Annotated in this window: 21 protein-coding genes and 1 tRNA gene; 16 read left to right on the top strand and 6 right to left on the bottom strand. The window is 65.7% G+C overall.

Features of this window, described 5'->3' with window-relative positions; translation table 11 throughout:
• Nucleotides 1-49 precede the first annotated feature (49 nt).
• From tolB to E5CHR_RS17580, 5 genes are all read left to right on the top strand, one after another.
• On the top strand, nt 50-1,366 hold the full coding sequence (gene tolB / locus E5CHR_RS17600) for a Tol-Pal system beta propeller repeat protein TolB (RefSeq protein WP_174255722.1): 1,317 nt from the start codon (nt 50-52) through the stop codon (nt 1,364-1,366).
• 25 nt (nt 1,367-1,391) lie between these two features.
• A complete protein-coding gene (pal, locus tag E5CHR_RS17595) occupies nt 1,392-1,910 on the top strand; it encodes a peptidoglycan-associated lipoprotein Pal (RefSeq protein WP_162581038.1) in 519 nt (172 codons plus the stop codon).
• On the top strand, nt 1,910-2,665 hold the full coding sequence (gene ybgF / locus E5CHR_RS17590) for a tol-pal system protein YbgF (RefSeq protein WP_162583767.1): 756 nt from the start codon (nt 1,910-1,912) through the stop codon (nt 2,663-2,665). Before pal ends, ybgF begins: the two co-directional genes overlap by 1 nt.
• A gap of 16 nt (nt 2,666-2,681) precedes the next feature.
• Nucleotides 2,682-3,506: a tRNA threonylcarbamoyladenosine dehydratase gene (locus tag E5CHR_RS17585; protein WP_162581037.1), complete on the top strand. Its 825-nt coding sequence runs from the start codon at nt 2,682-2,684 to the stop codon at nt 3,504-3,506.
• A 56-nt stretch (nt 3,507-3,562) separates the two neighbouring features.
• Nucleotides 3,563-3,638 (top strand) — tRNA-Lys (locus tag E5CHR_RS17580).
• Between the two features lie 80 nt (nt 3,639-3,718).
• On the opposite strand, the gene E5CHR_RS17575 is transcribed toward E5CHR_RS17580, so the two are convergent.
• The 3 genes from E5CHR_RS17575 to E5CHR_RS17565 all read right to left on the bottom strand — a co-directional run bounded on the left by E5CHR_RS17575 (nt 3,719) and on the right by E5CHR_RS17565 (nt 6,915).
• On the bottom strand, nt 3,719-4,774 hold the full coding sequence (locus tag E5CHR_RS17575; protein WP_162581036.1) for an alpha/beta fold hydrolase: 1,056 nt from the start codon (nt 4,772-4,774) through the stop codon (nt 3,719-3,721).
• 265 nt (nt 4,775-5,039) lie between these two features.
• Nucleotides 5,040-5,780: a response regulator gene (locus E5CHR_RS17570; RefSeq protein WP_162581035.1), complete on the bottom strand. Its 741-nt coding sequence runs from the start codon at nt 5,778-5,780 to the stop codon at nt 5,040-5,042.
• Nucleotides 5,781-5,919: 139 nt separating this feature from the next.
• The gene (locus E5CHR_RS17565; RefSeq protein WP_162581034.1) at nt 5,920-6,915 is read right to left on the bottom strand and encodes a Bug family tripartite tricarboxylate transporter substrate binding protein; all 996 of its coding nucleotides are present in this window, start codon (nt 6,913-6,915) and stop codon (nt 5,920-5,922) included.
• A 155-nt stretch (nt 6,916-7,070) separates the two neighbouring features.
• Between E5CHR_RS17565 and E5CHR_RS17560 the strand changes: the two genes are divergently transcribed.
• From E5CHR_RS17560 to E5CHR_RS17525, 8 genes are all read left to right on the top strand, one after another.
• Entirely contained in the window at nt 7,071-8,132 is a 1,062-nt protein-coding gene (locus E5CHR_RS17560) for an SDR family oxidoreductase (RefSeq protein WP_162581033.1), read from the top strand.
• Nucleotides 8,129-8,983: a sugar phosphate isomerase/epimerase family protein gene (locus E5CHR_RS17555; protein ID WP_162581032.1), complete on the top strand. Its 855-nt coding sequence runs from the start codon at nt 8,129-8,131 to the stop codon at nt 8,981-8,983. Before E5CHR_RS17560 ends, E5CHR_RS17555 begins: the two co-directional genes overlap by 4 nt.
• Nucleotides 8,983-9,690 carry an EthD domain-containing protein gene (locus E5CHR_RS17550; protein WP_162581031.1) on the top strand — a complete coding sequence of 236 codons (708 nt, stop codon included), beginning with the start codon at nt 8,983-8,985 and terminating at the stop codon, nt 9,688-9,690. The genes E5CHR_RS17555 and E5CHR_RS17550 overlap by 1 nt, the downstream gene beginning before the upstream one ends.
• Nucleotides 9,687-11,444, top strand: a complete 1,758-nt coding sequence (locus E5CHR_RS17545; RefSeq protein ID WP_162581030.1) for an FAD-dependent oxidoreductase — start codon at nt 9,687-9,689, stop codon at nt 11,442-11,444. Before E5CHR_RS17550 ends, E5CHR_RS17545 begins: the two co-directional genes overlap by 4 nt.
• Before the next feature lie 14 nt (nt 11,445-11,458).
• Nucleotides 11,459-12,604, top strand: a complete 1,146-nt coding sequence (locus tag E5CHR_RS17540; protein ID WP_162581029.1) for a CaiB/BaiF CoA transferase family protein — start codon at nt 11,459-11,461, stop codon at nt 12,602-12,604.
• Nucleotides 12,605-12,729: 125 nt separating this feature from the next.
• Complete coding sequence (locus E5CHR_RS17535) at nt 12,730-13,698, top strand: Bug family tripartite tricarboxylate transporter substrate binding protein (RefSeq protein WP_162581028.1); 969 nt, start codon at nt 12,730-12,732, stop codon at nt 13,696-13,698.
• A 4-nt stretch (nt 13,699-13,702) separates the two neighbouring features.
• Nucleotides 13,703-14,884: a thiolase C-terminal domain-containing protein gene (locus tag E5CHR_RS17530; RefSeq protein WP_162581027.1), complete on the top strand. Its 1,182-nt coding sequence runs from the start codon at nt 13,703-13,705 to the stop codon at nt 14,882-14,884.
• A complete protein-coding gene (locus E5CHR_RS17525) occupies nt 14,881-15,339 on the top strand; it encodes a Zn-ribbon domain-containing OB-fold protein (RefSeq protein WP_162581026.1) in 459 nt (152 codons plus the stop codon). Before E5CHR_RS17530 ends, E5CHR_RS17525 begins: the two co-directional genes overlap by 4 nt.
• A gap of 7 nt (nt 15,340-15,346) precedes the next feature.
• Here the strand turns inward: E5CHR_RS17525 and E5CHR_RS17520 are convergent, their stop codons facing one another.
• Complete coding sequence (locus tag E5CHR_RS17520) at nt 15,347-16,192, bottom strand: hypothetical protein (RefSeq protein WP_162581025.1); 846 nt, start codon at nt 16,190-16,192, stop codon at nt 15,347-15,349.
• Between the two features lie 63 nt (nt 16,193-16,255).
• Between E5CHR_RS17520 and E5CHR_RS17515 the strand changes: the two genes are divergently transcribed.
• Both E5CHR_RS17515 and E5CHR_RS17510 read left to right on the top strand, forming a co-directional pair.
• Nucleotides 16,256-16,657, top strand: coding sequence for a cupin domain-containing protein (locus E5CHR_RS17515; protein WP_162581024.1), 402 nt, complete (start codon nt 16,256-16,258; stop codon nt 16,655-16,657).
• Between the two features lie 47 nt (nt 16,658-16,704).
• Nucleotides 16,705-18,303, top strand: coding sequence for an FAD-dependent oxidoreductase (locus E5CHR_RS17510; protein ID WP_162581023.1), 1,599 nt, complete (start codon nt 16,705-16,707; stop codon nt 18,301-18,303).
• Here E5CHR_RS17510 and E5CHR_RS17505 read toward each other — a convergent pair.
• Nucleotides 18,300-18,551 (bottom strand): hypothetical protein, encoded by a 252-nt coding sequence (locus E5CHR_RS17505; RefSeq protein WP_162581022.1) that lies wholly within the window; start codon nt 18,549-18,551, stop codon nt 18,300-18,302. The two genes, E5CHR_RS17510 and E5CHR_RS17505, sit on opposite strands and share 4 nt — an antisense overlap.
• Before the next feature lie 137 nt (nt 18,552-18,688).
• Nucleotides 18,689-19,216 (bottom strand): protein-tyrosine phosphatase family protein, encoded by a 528-nt coding sequence (locus tag E5CHR_RS17500; RefSeq protein ID WP_162581021.1) that lies wholly within the window; start codon nt 19,214-19,216, stop codon nt 18,689-18,691.
• A gap of 138 nt (nt 19,217-19,354) precedes the next feature.
• Between E5CHR_RS17500 and E5CHR_RS17495 the strand changes: the two genes are divergently transcribed.
• Nucleotides 19,355-19,549, top strand: a complete 195-nt coding sequence (locus E5CHR_RS17495) for a hypothetical protein (protein WP_162581020.1) — start codon at nt 19,355-19,357, stop codon at nt 19,547-19,549.
• Nucleotides 19,550-19,568 lie beyond the last annotated feature (19 nt).

Genomic DNA, 19,568 nt, shown 5'->3' with positions numbered 1-19,568 from the left:
CGTTTCCTCCGGGCTTGAAACTAAATTCCCGGAAAGCTCTCCGAACCGCATGAAAAAGCAGTTGCAAGACATCTCCCCAACCCCTTCTTCATCGTTCTCCGTTCGCCGCACGTTGATTGCGGCCCTGGCTGCCTCCCCCTTCGCTCCCGCCTTCGCCCAGTTCCGGGTTGAAGTCTCGGGCGTTGGCTTGACGCAGCTGCCGATTGCGCTCGTCCCCTTCAAGGGCGAAGACGCATCGCCGCAAAAGATCTCCGCCATCGTGCAGGCCGACCTGGAACGCAGCGGCCAGTTCCGCGGTGTCGATGCCAGCGGCCAGTCGCTCGACGAAGCCTCCCGGCCCGACCTGAGCCTGTGGCGCCAGCGCACGGCCGATTCGCTGGTCGCGGGCAGCGTGACTCGCCTGGCCGATGGCCGTTTCGACGTGAAGTTCCGCCTGTGGGACGTGGTGCGCGGGCAAGACCTCGGCGGCCAGAGCTACACCGTGCCGCAAGGCGACCTGCGCCTCGCCGCGCACCGCGTTGCCGACTACGTCTACGAAAAGCTGACCGGCGAGAGAGGCATCTTCTCGACCCGCATCGCCTACGTCACCAAGGGTGCCAACCGCTACAACCTGTGGGTGGCCGACGCCGACGGGGAGAACGCGCAGGCTGCGCTCGCGAGCCCGGAGCCGATCATTTCCCCGGTCTGGTCCTCCAGCGGGACGCAGCTGGCCTACGTGTCCTTCGAGTCGCGCAAGCCCGTGGTCTATGTGCACAGCGTGGCAAGCGGGCAGCGCCGGCTCGTGGCCAACTTCAAGGGCTCCAACAGCGCACCCGCCTGGGCGCCCGATGGCAACACCTTGGCCGTCACGCTGAGCCGCGATGGCGGTTCGCAGCTCTACACCATCCCCGCGGGCGGCGGAGAGCCGCGCCGACTCACGCAGAGCAACAGCATCGACACGGAGCCCGTGTACTCCGCCGATGGCGGCACCATCTACTTCGTGAGCGACCGCGGCGGTGCGCCACAGATCTACAAGATGAGCGCAAGCGGGGGCAACCCCACCCGCGTGACCTTCAGCGGCACCTACAACATCTCTCCGTCGGTCAGCGCCGATGGCCGGTGGTTGGCCTACATCTCCCGGGTCGGCGGCGCCTTCAAACTCCACGTGATGGAACTTGCGTCCGGAAATGTCACTGCGCTCACCGACACGACCGCCGACGAGAATCCCAGTTTCGCCCCCAACAGCAAGCTGATCGTCTACGCCACCCGGCTGGGAGGCCGTGAGGCGCTGATGACGACCACGCTCGACGGAAAAATCAAGGCGCGACTGGCCGGGCAGGCAGGAGACATCCGTGAACCGGACTGGGGTCCGTTTCAAAAGCAATGAATATGATCAACCTGAGGAGTTCGAAATGTTAAGACGTACGATTTATTCGCTGGCCATCGTGGCGCTCATCGCCGGGTGCTCGTCCGGCACCAAGCTCAACGATGCACCGGTGGTGGATCGCTCGGGCGGCACCGGCTCAGGCGGTGGCGCGGCCAGCGGCGTGGCGCCGGTCAGCATCGACCCGAATGCCCAGACCGCGCAGGGCCCGGTCGGCGTGGCACGCATCGTCTATTTCGACTTCGACAGCTACACCATCAAGCCCGAGTTCCAGTCGTTGATCGACGGCCACGCGCGCTTCCTGAAGGCCAACCCGCAGCGCCGCGTTGCGATCGAAGGCCACACCGACGAGCGCGGCGGCCGCGAGTACAACCTGGCGCTGGGCCAGAAGCGCTCAGAAGCTGTGCGCCGCGCGCTCAACCTGCTGGGCGTCTCCGACAACCAGATCGAAGCCGTGAGCTTTGGCAAGGAAAAGCCGGCAGCGCAGGGTACCGGTGAGGACGCGTGGGCGCAGAACCGCCGCGCCGAGATCACGTACCGCCGATGATGCAACGAGCCGTTGCCCCGCTGCGCGGCGCGGCCCTGGCCGCCGCCCTGCTGTGCGCCTCTTTCGGCACGCAGGCTGCGCTGTTCGAGGACGACGAGGCGCGGCGTGCCATCCTCGATCTGCGCCAGCGCGTCGAGGCGATGCGCCAGCAGGCCGAGCAGCGCCAGAACGACGAAAACGCGCAGCTGCGGCGCAGTCTGCTCGAACTGCAAACGCAGATCGAGCAGATGCGCGGCGAACTGCAGCGCATGACGGGCCAGAACGAGCAGCTCACGCGCACCATCACCGAGATGCAGCAGCGCCAGGGCGAGATCGACGACCGGCTCAAGAAAAGCGAGCCTTCGAAGGTCACGGTCGACGGGCGAGAATTTTCGGCCGATCCACGCGAGAAGGCCGACTTCGAAGCGGCGCTGGGCATCTTCCGCGGTGGCCAGTTCGCGCAGGCACAGACGGCCTTCGCCGAGTTCGTCAAGCGTTATCCGCAGAGCGGCTACAACGCCTCGGCGCTGTTCTGGCTCGGCAACGCGCAGTACGCCACGCGCAACTACAACGAGGCGATCGCCAATTTCCGTTCGATGCTGTCGCTGGCGCCCGACCATGCCAAGGCGCCCGAGGCCGTGCTGTCGATCGCGAACTGCCAGATCGAATTGAAGGACACGCGCGCTGCGCGACGCACGCTGGAAGACCTGACCAAGGCCTATCCGCAGTCGGAGGCGGCGCAGGCCGGCCGCGAGCGCCTTTCGCGCTTGCGCTGAAGCGGGGCTCGCGCACGTGAGTGCCGTCCAGCCCGCCCTTGCCGCTGTCGACCTCGACGACGCTGATCTGGCGCGCCGATTTGGCGGCCTGGATCGCCTCTATGGCGTGCCGGGAGCGGCCCGCATCCGCGACGCCCATGTGCTGGTCGCCGGCATCGGTGGCGTCGGCTCCTGGGCCGTCGAAGCGCTCGCGCGCAGCGGGGTCGGGCGGCTGACGTTGATCGACCTCGACCACATCGCCGAGTCGAACATCAACCGCCAGATCCACGCGCTCGACAGCACCATCGGACAGGCGAAGGTCGAGGCCATGCGCGAGCGCATCGTGCATATCCATCCTGCCTGCGAGGTGCTGGCCATCGACGACTTTGTCGAGCCCGGCAACTGGCAGTCGCTGCTTGCCCGCGCGCAAGCCGTGAACGGACCGGTGGCCGCGGTCGTCGATGCATGCGACCAGGTTCGAGCCAAGCTCGCGATGGCCGCATGGGCGCGCGAGACAGGCGCCGGCTTCATCGCGGTGGGAGCGGCCGGCGGCAAGCGGCTCGCACACAAGGTCGACATAGACGATCTCGCCGCCGTGACCCACGACCCGCTGCTAGCGCAACTGCGCCAGCGGCTGCGGAAGGAATATGGCGCGCCGCGAGAGGGCCGAAAGATCGGCGTGACCTGCGTCTTCAGCCGCGAAAGCGTCGCACCACCCGATGCCTCCTGCGCCATCGACGACGCGGGCGACGGCTCGCTCAACTGCCATGGCTATGGCTCCGTGGTCAGCGTGACGGCCACCTTCGGTCAATGCGCGGCAGGCTGGGTGCTGGATCGGATCGCCCGTAGCGGGACGGTATAATTTCGGGCTTTGCCGGATTCGACACCGACCGAGCGAAGAAAAAGTTGAAGAAGTGTGGGACGTTAGCTCAGTTGGTAGAGCAGCGGACTTTTAATCCGTTGGTCACAAGTTCGAATCTTGTACGTCCTACCATTCATCGCCAATTTGCCAGTCCAGCGCCGAGACTGGTTTCCGCCAGCCTGACCTGAGAGGCACCCCCCAGGGTTGTTGGCCTATCGACCGGCTACCGCAACGACTGCGGCCGCGAAGGCTTCTGGTGCTTCCTGAGGCAGGTTGTGTCCGATGCCACCTTTGATCAGGCGGTGTTCGTACGCGCCCGAGAACTTCTTTGCATAGTCGCTGGGTTCCGGATGCGGAGCGCCGTTGGCATCTCCCTCCAGGGTGATGGTGGGCACCGCAATGAGCGGACCCTGCGCGAGCCTCTTCTCGAGTTCGAGATACTTTGCTTCTCCTTCCGCCAACCCGAGGCGCCAACGGTAGTTGTGCACCACGATGCTGACATGGTCCGGGTTCTCGAGCGCCGCTCCGCTGCGCTCGAACGTCGCATCGTCGAACGCCCACTTGGGTGAAGCGGTCTGCCAGATCAGTTTCGCGAAGGCTTGCCGGTTCTTGTCGTAGCCGGCGCGGCCCCGCTCGGTCGAAAGATAGTACTGGTACCACCACTTCAGTTCGGCCTCGGGCGGCAGGGGGATCTTGCCGGCTTCCTGACTACCGATCAAATAGCCGCTGACCGAGACGAGTCCGTTCACGCGCGCCGGCCACAGCGCGGCAATGATGCACGCTGTGCGGGCTCCCCAATCGCATCCAGCGATGGTCGCCTTCTGGATGTTGAGCGCATCCATCAAGGCGATGATGTCGACAGCGATCGCCGCCGGCTGCCCGTTGCGTGGCGTCTCGTCAGCCAAGAAGCGAGTCGTGCCGTAACCACGCAGATACGGAACAATGACCCGGTAACCCGCCGCGGCGAGGATGGGTGCGACATCGACATACGTATGAATGTCGTACGGCCATCCGTGAAGAAGGACGACCGGAGGACCGTTGATGGAGCCCCGTTCGACGTACCCCACATTGAGCACGCCCGCGTCGATGCTCTTGAGCGGCGCCATGGGGTCGAGAGGCAATGCGCGGCCGGAACTCGCCGCAGCGTGCACACCGGGCGACCCGGGGGATTGCGCAAATGCAGACATGCTGGCCAGTTGGCTGGCAGCGACACCGATCGCTGCAGTCCCAAGGAACGCGCGGCGAGGAAGGCTGTAGGGCATCGACATCGGAACTCTTTTGATAGGGAAGGGTGAGTGGATTGCAGGTTTATAGAGTTCGACCGCGACGACCTGCGGCAATCCTGTATCGCACTGTGTATACGCGTCCAAGGGACATGAAGGTTTACACGCCCTTAAGAAGCTAGCCCTGATTGCTGCAGCCTCTTCGCTTGCTGCGCTTGCCCTTACATCAGTACCCGCAGGAGTGCAGAATGCGCCGGACCCGGCGCCCGCGAAGCGTGGCGTTCGTTCCTTGACACCGATGAGAGCGACTTCAATCCACGGCCTCGACGGTCGACGCGAGGACGTAGCCTTCGCTTCTTACCGTCTTGATGTAGCGGGGATAGCGTGCGTCGTCGCGGAGGCGCTGACGCAGCCGGCTGATCAGAAGATCGATTGAACGCTCGAAGAGCTCTGCCTCGCGGCCCTGGGTGAGACTCAGCAGCTGGTCCCGGCTCAACACCTTCTGCGGATGGTCGAGAAACACACGAAGCAGCCTGTACTCGGCGCCGCTCAATGCCACCATCACACCGTCCGTGTCGAGCAGGTGGCGTGCGTTCGTATCGACCTGCCAGTCGCCGAAGGCGAGCTTGCGGGCGGCCTCGGTGGACAACATGTTCGGTGGGAGCATCCGCGTCCGGCGCATCACCGCGCGCAGCCGAGCGAGCAACTCTCGCGCAGAGAAGGGCTTGGCCAGGTAGTCGTCGGCCCCCATTTCAAGCCCGAGGATCCGGTCGGCTTCATCGCTGCGCGCTGTCAGCATCAGGATGGGAGTGGCTTTGTATTTGCCGGTTCGGAGATCGCGGCAGAGCGTGAGTCCGTCCTCGCCCGGCAACATCAGGTCCAGGATGATCAGATCGAACGGACCGGACTCTTCGAGCGCGGCGCGCATGTGACGCCCCGTCGGCACCGCGACCACGCGCAAACCATTCTTGACGAGGTAGGTGGTAAGCAACTCCCGAATTTCCCGGTCGTCGTCGACGATGAGGATGTGATCGGAGGGTCTTGGCGTCATGGGGGCTGGCTCTGAAGTACCGGCGAGATGGCGTTACTTTAGACCGGTATGCACGCCGCCATGATTCTCATGTATGTCAATGTGTCTTGTCGCTCCTCGTACACATGTGAATTCAAGAAGCCGGCGGCATGACAAGCGCTCAGCTCGGCAGGATGCCCAATCGCTTGATCAGGTCTCCCCACCGCTTGCTGTCCGCCAGCACGAGCTTGCGGAAATCCTCCCCATAGACCTGCGACGGAATGCCTCCACCCTTGCGCACGGCTTCCTGGAACACGGAATCTGCCTGCATGTCCTGAATGGCCTTGCCGAGCTTGGCCAGCACGGCAGGCGGCAGGTTGGCCGGAGCGACCATGCCGAAAAGCTGGTCGGGCAGCGCTGCGGGAGATCCCGCCTCCTTGAGCGAAGGGACATTGGGCAGCGACGGATCACGACTCTCACCTGTCACCACCAGCGGCTTGAGCTTGCCTGCGTTGATCAGGCCAAGCGACGTGGGCACGGAGGCGAAGGTGTATTGCACCTCGCCGCCGATGATGGCCGCATCCGTCTCCGGACCGGTCTTGAAAGGGATGTGAACGGCCTTGATGCCCACGGCCGAGTTGAACTCCTCGGCAGCCAGGTGAATGCTGTTGCCGATTCCGGACGAGCCGAAGTTCAACGCGCCCGGCTTGGACTTGGCGAGCGCAACGAATTCGGCCAGGGTATTGACGCCGAGCTGCGGCGACACCACAAGCACTTGGCGCGATGTCTGGATCAGGCCCAGGTACGTGAACGAGCGCGCGACGTCGTAGCCGGGACTCTTGATGAGATGAGGCGCCGAGGTCAGTGCCGTGCTGGTGCCCATGCCGATGGTGTAGCCGTCCGGAGCGGCTCGCGCGACGTGCGCCAGGCCGATGGTTCCTGAGCCGCCGAGCTTCAAGTCGACGATGACGTTGCCGTTGAGCCGCTGGTTCAGTTGCACGACGATGAGGCGCGCCAGGAAGTCGACCGCGCCGCCGAAGGGGGAAACCAGGGTGATCGGCTTGTCCGGATAGGTGCCCTGCGCCAGCCCGGCGAGGGGCAGGGCGCCGAGTGATGCGGCCGCCAGGCCGCCCGAGATGATGGCGGTCCTGCGGGTGACGAGAGGGCGGTCGGTCATGAATTTCTTCCAGTCGGTTGGACGTCAATAGCCTAATGGATGGACCAATGAATGTGTCCTGTTATTTACCCGGATGCGGGGCGAGTAGTTCTATTTTCACCGTCGTCGTTTGACAAATAAAATGGTATAACCATTCTAAATCGTCGGAGACTTGCTTGTCATCATCCAAACAACCCGTCGCCCTGGTCGCAGGAGCCAGCGGCATTGTCGGCACGGGCATTGCGCAGCGGCTGGTGGCCGACGGTTGGCGCGTGCTGTGCGCCTCGCGTTCCGGCGGCGGCTGTGTTCCCGGGACGGAGGGCATTGCGGTCGACCTGATGGATCCACAGGCCTGCCGCCAGGCCCTCTTGCCGTACGAGGACATCAGCCATGTCTTCTATGCGGCCTACCAGCAGGCGCAAAGCCGGGCCGCAGAGGTGGCGCCGAATCTCGGCATGCTGCGCAACGTGGTGGAGGCCGCGAGCGCCGCGGCACCGGGTTTGCGCAAGATCGTTCTCGTGACGGGTGCCAAGTTCTACGGCATCCAGTGGGGCGCCGTGTCCACGCCGTGCCGCGAGAGCGATGCGAGGCAACTGCCGCCCAACTTCTACTATGACCAGCAAGACTTCCTGTGCCAGGCGCAGCGCGGGCAGGCGTGGTCGTGGGTCAACCTCATTCCGCCTTTCGTCTCCGGCTTCGCCGTCGGAAACCCGATGAACCTGGTACTCGGAATCGGCATCTACGCTGCCGTCTGCAAGGAACTGGGATTGCCTCTGCGCTTTCCGGGCAGTACTGGTGCTTACGACGCGTTGCACCAGATCGCCGACGCCCAGCAGATCGGTGCGGCTGCGAGCTGGGCCGCGTCCGCCGAGGCAGCGGCCAACCAGGCATTCAACGTCGCGAACGGCGACGCCGCGCGTTGGCGCAACACATGGCCGGTGATCGCGGCGAGCCTGGGCATGGAAGCGGCGCAGCCCAAGACCATGCCGCTTGCCGATGTGATGCCCGATCAGCAAGCCGTATGGAACCGAGTCGCACAGAGGCAGGGGCTGCGCGGCATCGACATTGCGAAGATCGTCGATTGGGCCTGGGTCGACTACATGCTGCGCATGTCTCACGATGTCGTGCTCGAGACCGGAAAGATCCGCCGCGCCGGCTTTCATGCATGCATCGAGACCGATCGCGTGTTCGTGCAGCGTCTGCGCGAACTGCAGGAGCACAAGGTCATTCCAAGATGAATCCGAGACACCGCAAGACGGCCAGCCTGACACTGGGCTTCCTCACTTTGGGGGCGCACGCTGCACCACTGGACACCCTCGATGCCGCCGCGTTGGCGGGCTACGGCGCCGCCGGGCTGCGCGTGAGCGGGCGCTTCCCCGGCGATGCCTGGCCTTCGGTCGAGGACGATCGTTCGGCATTCGAAAGGATCCGCGCCGCCGCTGCCGGGAAGGGCGTCCGGATCTCGAGCATCAGCGGCTACTACCTCTCGCCACAGGTGGAAGCCGCGCACCTGATCGCGAACGTCGAGGCGGCCAGGGCAGTCGGAGCGGCGATGATCCTGCAGGGCTGTTTCGAGGCGGATCACGCGCGCGTCGCATCGCTGCTGCGCGTCTACGCGTCCGCCGCCGCCGACGCCGGCATCCGGATCGCGCTGGAGTTCATGCCGATGAGCGAGTTGAAGACCATCGCGGAGGCCCAGGCGGTCATCGCGGCCAGCGGGGCGGCCAACGTCGGGCTCCTGATCGACACGCTGCACCTCGCACGCTCCGGCGCCACGGCAGATGATGTTGCGGCGCTCGACCCCGCCACCGTCTATCTCACGCAGCTCAGCGATGCGCCGTCGAAGCTGGCCACGGGCAGCACGCTCTTCGACGAGGCAATGTCGGGGCGTAGGCATCTGGGCGAAGGCGGGCTCGACCTGGCATCCGTGGTCAATGCGCTGCCGGCCGATGCGGAGCTCGAATTGGAGACGCCGGTGGTCGCGCAGGCAGCGTTGCCACCGGCGGCGCGCGCGCGGCATGCAGCCGAGGCGGCACAACGGTTCTTCGACCTTCACTTTTCCAACGCTACCGACGACAAAGGACCCTGATGCTCATCAAGACGCTTTGCCTGGCGGCCTCGCAACCGGCCCCGGCGGCCGCGGATCTAATCGAACGGATGGCCGTCAAGGCTTTGCGCGAGGTGCCCGGGCTGCAGCAGGCGCAGGTGAACCGCGTCCTGCGCCATGTGCCAACGGACTACATCGAAAACGACCGGCCTTACAGCGGCGTGGTGGCGCAGGCGGATGGCATCGATGTGTCCGTCGATCTGCATTTCGCCGACGCCACTGCGGCCCGGCAGGCCGTCGAGTCGTCCGCATGGGCGACGTTGATGAAGGACATACAGGGTGTCGCCGGAGTGCTCTTCGCGCTGGACAGCGAGCCGAACGTGCCCGTGGCCTTGCGCCATGGCGCGGTAAACGGCGGGTTCCGCCGCTGGCTGCTGCTGACGCGCAAGGCCGCCACGCGCGAGGACTTCCGCCATGCGTGGTTCGGCCGCCACGCCAGCCTGGTGAGGAATCTGCCGCTGCTCGACGGCTACGTGCAGAACCTCGTCACGGCACGCTACGACGCAGCCGGGCAGCCGGTCGCCTATGAAAGCCTGCCGATCGACGGCATTGCCGAGGTGTGCTTCGCCGACGAGGCGGCCATGAATACGAGCTACGCATCCGATGCGCGCCTGCCGCTGAAGGACGATGGACGCGAGCTCGCCGCGCGGGTGAGCACAGTGCTGGTTCAGGGCAGGGTGGTCCGATGAAGACGACCGGCGAGGGCTTCGAGCAAACGGTCGACGTGGTGGTGATCGGCACCGGCGCCGGCGGCATGGCTGCAGCGGTAGCCGCACGCACGATGGGGCTTGAGGTGCTGCTGCTCGAGAAGGCGGCGCTGTACGGCGGCACGACGGCTCGCTCGGGCGGCGTCCTGTGGATTCCCAACAATCCGATCTCGACCTTCAAGCCCGAGCCGGATTCGATGGACGACGCACGGGCCTACCTGAAGTACGAATGCGGTGACTTCTATGACAGCGAGCGCGTGGAGGCTTTTCTTGCCAACGGGCCGCGCATGGTCGACTTCTTCGTGCGCCGGACCGACGTGAAGCTGATCGCACTCCCGCAATACCCTGACTACCACTGCGAGAGTCCAGGGGGCCGCATGGCCGGCCGTTCGATCATGGCGGCGCCGCTCGATGGGCGCGAGCTCGGCGAACACATCCGGGCGCTGCGGCCCCCGCTGAAGGAGATCACCTTCGTGGGCATGATGTTCAATTCGAGCGCCGAGGTCGGGCATTTCTTCAACGCGACGCGTTCGTTCAAGTCGGCGGCGTACGTCGCGAAGCGGCTCATGACGCACGCGGCGGAGATGATCCTGCACGGCCGCGCGATGCGGCTGACCAACGGCAATGCGCTTGCCGCGCGGCTGGCCAAGTCGGCCTTCGAGCTCGGCATCCCGATGTGGCTCGAATCGCCTGCCCAGGCGCTGGTGCGTGACGGTGGGCGCGTCAGCGGTGTCGTCGTAGGCAAGGCGGACGGCAGCAGCGTACGGATCGGTGCGCGGCGCGGCGTTGTACTGGCAGCAGGCGGATTCCCGCACGACGTTGAGCGCAGGAAGAAATTGTTTCCACATGCGCCGACCGGACGCGAGCACCTGTCGCCGGCACCGCCTTGCAATACCGGTGACGGCCTGCGACTGGCCGAGTCGGTGGGTGGCCAGGTGAGCGCGACGCTGCCGAACGCTGCGGCATGGATTCCGGTGTCGAAGGTGTGGCGCGCCAATGGCGAAACCGGCGTCTTTCCACACCTGATCGACCGCTACAAGCCCGGCATCATTGCCGTCAATCGCGCAGGGCGGCGTTTCACCAACGAGTCCGACTCGTACCACGACATGGGCATGGCGATGCAGAAGCACTGTGCCGACGGGTCCGAGGTCGCTGCCTGGTTGATCGCCGATCACCGCACCATTCGCCGCTACGGACTCGGCTTCGTGAAGCCGTTCCCGCTGCCGATGGGCGCACACCTTCGTTCGGGCTACCTGATGCGCGGCAAGACGCTGGGCGAGCTCGCAGGCATGGCCGGTATCGATGCCGCGGCGTTGCAGACTACAGTGGACGCGTACAACGTTGGCGCGCACGAAGGCAAGGACCCGCAGTTCCGCCGCGGCTGGCGCGTCTACAACCGATTCCTCGGCGACGAGACCCATCGGCCGAACCCCTGCGTCGCGCCGGTGAAGGAAGGGCCGTTCTATGCGGTCAAGATCGTCATGGGAGACCTGGGCACTTTCGCGGGCATCAGGACCGACCGTTTCGCGCGCGTGCTCGACGCCGAGGGCCGGCCGCTGCCGGGCCTTTTCGCAGCCGGCAACGACAACGCCAGCGTCATGGGGGGCGGATATCCCGGAGGCGGCATCACCCTCGGGCCGGCGATGACCTTCGGCTTCGTGGCGGCCGAGTTCATGGCGGGGAATGGCTTGCAGGAGGCCGCCGCGGACGTACTGCCATCGATGGCGACTGCCTGAGCCCGGAGCAGGAGATGAGCAGTGCGACCGGACCCCTGAGCGGCCTCAGGATCATCGAGATGGCCGGGCTTGCGCCCGGACCCTTTGCCGCCATGATGCTGGCGGACATGGGTGCGACGGTGCTGCGCATCGATCGGCCCGAACCCGCGCCTCGCGCGATGGCGCAGCGCTTCTACTTCACCGACCGCAATCGCCGCTCGATTGCCGTGGACCTCAAGTCGCACGATGGCGTTGCGCTCATCAAGCGCCTCGTTGCGGGCGCCGACGCCCTCATCGAGGGCTTTCGACCGGGCGTGATGGAGCGGCTGGGGCTGGGCCCCGAGCCGTGCCTGGCGCTCAATCCGAAGCTGGTCTACGGCCGCATGACGGGGTGGGGCCAGGAGGGCCCCATGGCCATGGCGCCCGGGCATGACATCAACTACATCGCGCTGTCCGGCGCGCTGGAGGCGATCGGCGAAGCGGATGGCCGGCCGGTGCTGCCGCTGAACCTCGTCGGCGACTTCGGCGGCGGCGGCATGTACCTTGCCTTCGGCATGGCGTGCGCGCTGATCGAAGCTGCGCGTTCGGGAAAGGGCCAGGTCGTCGATGCGGCCATGGTCGACGGCGCGGCCTCGCTCATGACCTACTTCTTCGGCCATCGCGCCGGCGGGGCGTGGCCGGGCCGGGGACGCAGCGTGACCGGAGGCGGCTCGCCGTTCTACGCCGTGTACGAGACGCGCGACGGCAAGTACATCAGCATCGGCGCGGCCGAGCCGAAGTTCTACGCCGAGCTGCTGCGCCAGACGGAACTCGACAGGGCGGGCCTGCCTGATCGCACCGACCCGGCCAACTGGCCGGCGATCCGTGCGCGGCTGGCCGACGTGTTCCGCATGCGCACGCGCGACGAGTGGTGCGCACAACTCGAGACCAGCGAGACGTGCTTCGCCCCCGTCCTCACCATGGAGGAAGCCGCCGCGCATCCGCACAACCGCGCGCGCGGCACCTTCGTCGAGGTTGACGGCATGGTGCAGCCCGCACCGGCGCCGCGCTTCTCGCGAACACCGGCTGCGCTGCCCGCCGCAGGGGTCGAGCCGGGCGTCGATGTGCATGCAGCCCTGGCAGGCTGGGGGCTGGAGCGGGCAGAGGTCGACACGCTCGCCAGCGCCGGTGTCGTTCGCTGAATGCGGCTGCTCTTCAGCTGCTTCGGCATTCCCCTGTTGACCGGTTGCATGCGTTAAGCATAATGGTCTTACCAATGGCTAAATAACAGGGCGCCGTTGCCGCGCCTGATTCAAGGATGAAAACCATGATTTCACGCCGCCACCTCATGGGCGCAGCTGCCCTCGCGAGCCTGCCCTTCGGCATGGCCCGGGCGCAGGGCTTCCCGAGCAAGCCGATCCGCATCGTCGTGCCCTTTGCCGCCGGCGGCACGGGCGATTTGCTGTGCCGCAACCTGCAGGAGCCGTTGCAGCGCCTGCTCGGGCAACCCATCGTCATCGACAACCGGCTGGGCGCCAGCGGCACGATGGGCACGCAGTTCGTCAAGAATGCCGCGCCCGACGGTTACACGCTGCTGCAGGTCGGCAACAGCACCGTCACGACATCGCTGATGCAGAAGACGGCCGGCTACGACGCCATCAAGGACCTTGCGCCGGTAGCGAATGTCGCGACCACGCCGATGGTGTTCCTGCTGAACCCGGTGATCCCGGCCAAAAGCATTGCCGAACTCGTCGCGTACGCCAAGGCGCGGCCAGGCGAGCTCGAGTACGCGTCCGCTGGCCGTGGCTCGCTCGGCCACCTCGCGAACGAGCTCTTCAACCAGATGGCCGGCCTGAAGATGGTCTACGTTCCCTACCAAGGCTCGTCGCAGGCCACCAACGCGGTGCTGGCGGGCGACGTCAAGGTCGTGATCACCACGCCGTCCGATGCGATCAATGCCTTCGTGGCCGGCGGCCGGCTGCGCATGCTAGGCGTGTCGTCCCCCACACGCAGCCCGTTGCTGCCGAAGGTGCCCGCCATCGCCGAATCGCTGCCCGGCTTCAGCGTCATGGCGTGGTTCGGCCTGGCAGCACCTGCAGGTACGCCCGCGGAGATCGTGGACCGGATCAACCAGGCGGTGAACATGGCGGTGGCTGAGCCCGCGATGCAGGAGAAGCTCAAGGGCCTGGGCATGACGCCGCAGCCCGGCAATGCCGCCGCCTTCGGCGAACTGATCCGCAACGACCAGCAGATCTGGACGCGCGTGATGCGCGAGGCCAACCTGTCGCCGGAGTAAGGCCATGAGCGATCGATCATTGCGGGGACGCGTTGCCATCGTCGGCATCGGAGAAACTCCCTACTACAAGCACAGCCAGTCGCCTGACGCCGAATTCAAGCTGGCGCTCAGGGCGGTGCTGGCGGCCTCCAAGGACGCGGGCATCGATCCGCGCGACATCGACGGCTTCGCCTCGTACTCGAACGACCGCACCGATCCCTCGCGCCTTTCGGCCGCACTGGGGGCGAAGCAGCTGCGTTCAACCACGATGCAGTGGGGCGGCGGGGGCGGCGGAAATTGCGCGGCTGTCGCCAACGGAGCCGCGGCCATTGCAGCCGGGCTTGCCGATTGCGTGGTGGCCTTCCGCGCGCTGGCGCAAGGCGAGTACGGCCGCTTCGGCAAGGCGCCGACGGCGCCGACCATCGCGGGTGACATGGCCTACCAGGCGCCCTACGGCGTGCTCTCGCCGGGGCAGAAGTTTGCTATGAAAGCGCGGCGTTTCATGCACGAGCACGGGGTAGGGCAGGAGGCATTGCGCGCCATCGCGATGGCCTCTTACCACCACGCGCAGTCGAACCCGCGCGCAGTGATGTACGGGAAGCCGCTTACCGAAGCGAAGTACGACGACTCGCGCTGGATCGTCGAACCCTTTCACCTGTTCGATTGCTGCATGGAGAACGACGGCGCTGCCGCCGTGATCATGGTGCCGGCGGAGCGTGCGAAGGATTTTCGAAACACTCCGGTCTATATTCTCGGGACGGCGTCCGGCTCGGACCACCGCGTGGGTGCGAATGCGCACAACCAGCCGAACTATGCGAGCTCGAGTTTTTGCACGGTGGCGCCGCACATGTACCGGATGGCCGGCCTGGGCCCGAAGGACGTCGGCGTGGTTCAGAGCTACGAGAACTTCACCGGTGGCGTGCTGATGGCGCTGGCGGAGCACGGCTTCTTCGCACCCGGTGAGGCCAACGATTTCCTGCGGCTCGAGAACCTGCTGGCACCGGCCGGCAAGCTGCCGCTCAACACCAGCGGCGGCAACCTTGCCGAGTGCTACATGCACGGCTTCGAACTGGTGCTCGAAGCAGTGCGCCAGGTGCGCGGCACATCGACCGCGCAGGCGCCGCGCAACGACGTGGCACTGGTGATCGGCGGTCCGATGGTCACGCCGGTGAGCAATCTACTTCTCGGATCGGAGGCGACCCTGTGAGACCCAGCACGACAAACGAAGCGTACCTGCCGGCCGGGCTGCCGATTCCGGTGCCGGAGGCGGACGGCCTGTCCGCGCCCTTCTGGAGCGGCCTGCGCGAGAACCGCGTGATGGTTCAGCACTGCACGGCCTGCGGCACATTCCAGCATGGCCCCGAGTGGATCTGCCATCACTGCCATGCCTTCGATCCGCCGTTCGAAGAAGTGGCACCCCGCGGGCGGATCTTCAGCTGGGAGCGCGCCTGGCATCCGGTGCACGCGTGCCTGAACGGGCACGGCCCTTATCTGGTCGTCGTGGTCGAACTTCCCGGCGCCCCGGGCGTGCGCATGCTGGGCAACCTGTTGGGCGATCCGATGGCGGAGGTCTTCATCGGCGCAGAGGTGGAGGGTGTGTTCGAACACCACCCCCAGGCGAGCCCTCCCTTCACGCTGCTGCAGTGGCGCTGTGTGAAGTAAGCGGCGTTCAATTCAGCAGAAGCAGGGCGGCTTCCTTCGCGCTCTGGCCGACCTGCACGCCCTTGTCACGGGCGAGCTGGTTGGCGGCGCTGATGACGCCGTCGAAATATGTGCTCTGGCCGTCCCCCATTCGCGCGCTGAGGGCACTGACCGCGGCGCCGGGGATGCCGTCGGGCTCGACGGCATCCAGCGCGCTCAGGCCGGAGTTGTTCTTGCCGACGCCTCCGTCCGAGCAGATGAAGGCCCAGGGCCGATAGTCACGGAAGTAGCCGACCACGCTGCGCCCGGTGTGTCCGGCGGTGCACAGGACGTTGCGCTCCCTGTCTTCGGGCAGCGCGTAGGCGATGGAATCGGTGCACACGATGCTGCGTCCGTTCGACGCTGTATGGACTACGCGCCGCCGGGTCGGATCGAATCGCGCCGGCTTCTTCGCGCCGGACAGGAGATGCTGAGCGGCCTCGCGAGCACGCATGCCCGGCTCGATGCCCAGTGCCTGCGCAGCATCGTTGACGCGGCTCAGGATGCCGTTGTCATGAAGGTCCGAGCCATTGCCCATTTCGGCGGTCATCACGTCCACGGCGGCGGACGGAACGCCCAGCGCTTCGTAATACCAGAGCCCGGCGATCCCGGCGCCATCCTTGCCGATGGCGCAGTCCAGCCCGATGACAGCGCGGGGTTTGGCCGCCATCACCATGCGTGCGCAAAGCACGCCGGAGTAAGAGGCGTTCACCACCAGGTCGCCGGCGGTTTCGGGCGCCTGGGCGACGTAGGCTTCGACATAGGTGGCCGAGTCGAAGATGAGGACACGGCCCTCGGGACTGCGAACGATTCGGGGAGCGGGGCTGGAGGTCATGGGGTGGATTGACTAATTTCTTTCAATGACCATAATGGTAAGACCATTTACTACTGCGTGCAAATGACTGCGTTCACTCCCTTTCATCCGGAGCACGAGAAGCTCGCGGAAGATGCCTCGCGCTATGTCGACGTCGCGAGCATTCCATGGAAGCCGACGCCCACGCCCGGTATCGACATGAAGGTGCTGATGCAGGACGAGGCAAGCGGCTTGCTAACGGCGCTGTTCCGCTGGGCGCCCGGCACCCAGCTCCCGCTGCACGAGCACGTCGAGATCGAGCAGACCTATGTGCTCAAGGGCAGCATCGTCGACGACGAGGGCGAGGTGCGCGAGGGCGGCTACGTCTGGCGGCCCAAGGGCAACCGTCATCTCGCGCGGTCGCCCAAGGGAGCGCTCGTGCTGTCCTTCTTTCTGAAGCCGAACAAGTTTCTCGAGGGCGACCACGCGGGCAAGGAGCTCAAGTAGATGAATGGCTTCTGCCTTCGTCGCAACGGCTCCGCCCGCTCTTCCCGATGAAGCTGGACTGCGATGTCGTTGTCGTCGGCGGCGGCGCGTCAGGGCTCAGCGCCGGCATCGAGGCCGCTGCGGCGGGCGCCGACACGCTGGTGCTCGAGAAGAATGCGCAGCCGGGTGGTAGCAGCCGCTTGTCGGTCGGGTCGATCAATGCGGCCGGGTCGACCCTGCAGAAGCGGGCCGGCATCGTCGACACGCCCGACGAGCATTTCGAAGACATGGACCACTATCTCGGTGCATTCGCTTCGCGCGACAACCTGGCGCTGCGCCGGCTGCTGGTGGACCATGCGGCGGACACCCTCGACTGGCTGATCTCGCTCGGCCTCAGTTTCTATGGTCCGACGGCCGATCCACCACACCGACATCCGCGCATGCACAACGTGGTGCCGAATTCCCGTGCCTATCCCTACTACCTGGCCCGCGAGGCAAGGCGCCAGGGCGTCGATCTGCGGCTCGGGACCCGCGTGGTCGGGCTGCTGCGTGCGAATGACGGCGGCGTGCGCGGCGTGCGCGCCCTGTTGAACGGTGAGCCAATGGAGATCGAGGCGCGCAAGGGTGTGGTGCTCGCCGCCGGCGACTACAGCAACGGCCGCGATTTCAAGCAACGCTTTCGTCCCGAGCTGGCCGGCATCCCGGGCGTCAATCCGACGGCGACCGGCGACGGGCACCGCATGGCCGAGGCGTTCGGGGCGCGGCTGGTCAACGGCGAAGTCATCTATGGCCCGGGGCTTCGCTTTATGGAGCCCGCGCGGCCGAGCCTGGTGCGCCGTCTGCCGCCCTCGTGGGTGCTGGGCAAGCTGATGCAGCTGTCGTTGAACCATCTTCCGATCACGCTCTTCAGGCCCTTCGCGATGGCCTTCATGACGGCATCGCTGGGTCCGGAGGCGTCACTTTTGCGCGCGGGGGCCGTGCTCGTCAACGCTCAAGGAAGGCGTTTCACGAACGAGCTCGCGCAACCGGGGCTGGCGATCGCGCAACAGCCCGGCGGACGGGCGTGGCTCGTGTTCGACGATCGCGTCGCCCAGATGTTCTCGAGGCCGCCCCACTATGTCTCGACGGCGCCGGGCGTGGCCTTCGCCTACCTGCCGGACTATCGGCGGCATCGCAAGGACCTCTATCGCCAGGCGAGCAACCTCCGCGACCTGGCCCGCAGGCTGAACATGCCGCCCGATGCACTTGCAGCCGCGGTCGCGCAGCACAATGCAGAGCTCGCGGCGGGCAGTCCCGGTTCGGCGGGCACGCCCCCAGCACTGGCGCAAGCACCGTTCCATGCGCTGGGGCCGCTGGAGAGCCGCATCGTCATTACCGACGGAGGATTGGCGGTGAATGCGTACCACCAGGCGCTGGATGAGCAGGGCGCCGTGATCCCGCGGCTCTACGCAGCCGGGGCTGTGGGGCAGGGCGGGGCGCTTCTTGCCGGCAATGGCCACCATCTCTGCTGGGCGGTGACCTCCGGCAGGCGCGCGGGGCGCTTCGCTGCGCAGGGGCTGCCACCGCAACTGCCGGAGCATCCGCATGACGGCAGCCTTGAACCCTCGCCGCGCGTTTCATTCGGCAAGGTTGAAGGCTGCCCTGGAAAAGCCTTGTCGTCGGGTTAGCAGGACGGCCGGTCCGCGTTCAACGAGATCGAAGCCAGGAACCGAAGGTAGTGCTCCAGGGCTCGTTGTTCGGCTTCCTCCAGCGACGCCAGGGTCTGGATCTGTTCGGGCGTTGGTCCGCGCCCGCTCCCGCAGATGCGATCCCCGAGCGACTCAATCAGCAGCTCGCGCCATGCAACGGTGGCGGCCCTGCTGCTGACCAGCGTCGAGCGCAGCCTTTCCAGTTCTGCGTAGTCGGAGGATTCCATGCCAACCCGTCTTGAATAGAGTGCTTAAGTTCTAATTCAAGATCGAGGATTGCTCCAATCTCGTGTGTAGGCAATCAGCCGAAAAGCAGGCGGGCGCAGAGATGCAGGAAACCGCCCGGGAAAGCCTGACGTAGCCTTCAGTGCTTGGGGCGAACGTAGGCCAGCGTCTTGAAGTCCTCAAAAGTCGGAAGCTCCCAGTCGACATCGCTCGAGAAACGGTGGCTGTCCAGCCACGCTGACCAGCAGGCGAACTGCGGCGGCGAAGGCGCGACGATGGGACGCTGCTTCTTCATCAGCGCGAGTGCGTCGAGCGGCGCAAGGCCGCGGTGCACCAGCAGGCACAGGGCGAGGGTGGCCGACCGGCCTATGCCGTACTCGCAATGGATCAGCACACGCTGGCCCTGGTCCAAAAACTCGTTGGCAAAGCGGATGCCGTGCTCGAGGTCGGGCATTTCCACCGGACGCATGTCGGTGGTGGGCAGGTGCAGCAGCGTAATGCCGTGGCGGCGAAACAGTTGCATATCGGGTACCGCCTCACCGCGCAGGTCGATGACGGCTTGGATCCGGTGCTCGTGCGCCAACAGCTCGGCGCAATCAGACGGGTAGCTGCCGCCGACGGCAAGCAGCTCGGTGATCCAGCTGAAGTTGGGTTTCCAAGCGTCCACGGAGAAACTTTAGCCTCATGGGTTCTGGGGAGTGCAACGGGATATCACAGGTTCTGTCACGCTGATGTAGGCAATCTGCAAACCAAAGCGTGCTTTTTTGCCTGGATTGAATGGCTCAAAGTAATCACAATGGATTACATGAAGAGCACTACCCAATCAACGACTCACGAGTGGTGGAAAGACCATGTCGACGAGGTCGAACAGCGCGCCTTCCTGAATTCATACCGGTCTGCCCAGCGTATCGAGCATGCGGTTGCCTGGCGTCGGAATGTGATGCTGGCTGTTCTGGCGCTGGCCATTCCCGTCCTGGTGCGCCTGATCAGCACCTTGTGACAAGCGAGTTCGACGGCAA

The sequence above is a fragment of the Variovorax sp. PBS-H4 genome (assembly GCF_901827205.1).
In the GTDB taxonomy this organism is placed as follows: domain Bacteria; phylum Pseudomonadota; class Gammaproteobacteria; order Burkholderiales; family Burkholderiaceae_C; genus Variovorax.
This window is presented reverse-complemented; position numbering and strand designations above follow the sequence as displayed.

Bases quoted from the DNA above. Each gene is read 5' to 3' on its own strand.
- E5CHR_RS17575 (WP_162581036.1), bottom strand. From the start codon at position 4,774: ATGTCGATGCCCTACAGCCTTCCTCGCCGCGCGTTCCTTGGGACTGCA.
- E5CHR_RS17535 (WP_162581028.1), top strand. From the start codon at position 12,730: ATGATTTCACGCCGCCACCTCATGGGCGCAGCTGCCCTCGCGAGCCTG.
- E5CHR_RS17540 (WP_162581029.1), top strand. From the start codon at position 11,459: ATGAGCAGTGCGACCGGACCCCTGAGCGGCCTCAGGATCATCGAGATG.
- E5CHR_RS17570 (WP_162581035.1), bottom strand. From the start codon at position 5,780: ATGACGCCAAGACCCTCCGATCACATCCTCATCGTCGACGACGACCGG.
- E5CHR_RS17530 (WP_162581027.1), top strand. From the start codon at position 13,703: ATGAGCGATCGATCATTGCGGGGACGCGTTGCCATCGTCGGCATCGGA.
- tolB (WP_174255722.1), top strand. From the start codon at position 50: ATGAAAAAGCAGTTGCAAGACATCTCCCCAACCCCTTCTTCATCGTTC.
- ybgF (WP_162583767.1), top strand. From the start codon at position 1,910: ATGCAACGAGCCGTTGCCCCGCTGCGCGGCGCGGCCCTGGCCGCCGCC.
- E5CHR_RS17510 (WP_162581023.1), top strand. From the start codon at position 16,705: ATGAAGCTGGACTGCGATGTCGTTGTCGTCGGCGGCGGCGCGTCAGGG.
- E5CHR_RS17520 (WP_162581025.1), bottom strand. From the start codon at position 16,192: ATGACCTCCAGCCCCGCTCCCCGAATCGTTCGCAGTCCCGAGGGCCGT.
- E5CHR_RS17505 (WP_162581022.1), bottom strand. From the start codon at position 18,551: ATGGAATCCTCCGACTACGCAGAACTGGAAAGGCTGCGCTCGACGCTG.
- E5CHR_RS17545 (WP_162581030.1), top strand. From the start codon at position 9,687: ATGAAGACGACCGGCGAGGGCTTCGAGCAAACGGTCGACGTGGTGGTG.
- E5CHR_RS17555 (WP_162581032.1), top strand. From the start codon at position 8,129: ATGAATCCGAGACACCGCAAGACGGCCAGCCTGACACTGGGCTTCCTC.
- E5CHR_RS17565 (WP_162581034.1), bottom strand. From the start codon at position 6,915: ATGACCGACCGCCCTCTCGTCACCCGCAGGACCGCCATCATCTCGGGC.
- E5CHR_RS17495 (WP_162581020.1), top strand. From the start codon at position 19,355: ATGAAGAGCACTACCCAATCAACGACTCACGAGTGGTGGAAAGACCAT.
- E5CHR_RS17550 (WP_162581031.1), top strand. From the start codon at position 8,983: ATGCTCATCAAGACGCTTTGCCTGGCGGCCTCGCAACCGGCCCCGGCG.
- E5CHR_RS17515 (WP_162581024.1), top strand. From the start codon at position 16,256: ATGACTGCGTTCACTCCCTTTCATCCGGAGCACGAGAAGCTCGCGGAA.
- pal (WP_162581038.1), top strand. From the start codon at position 1,392: ATGTTAAGACGTACGATTTATTCGCTGGCCATCGTGGCGCTCATCGCC.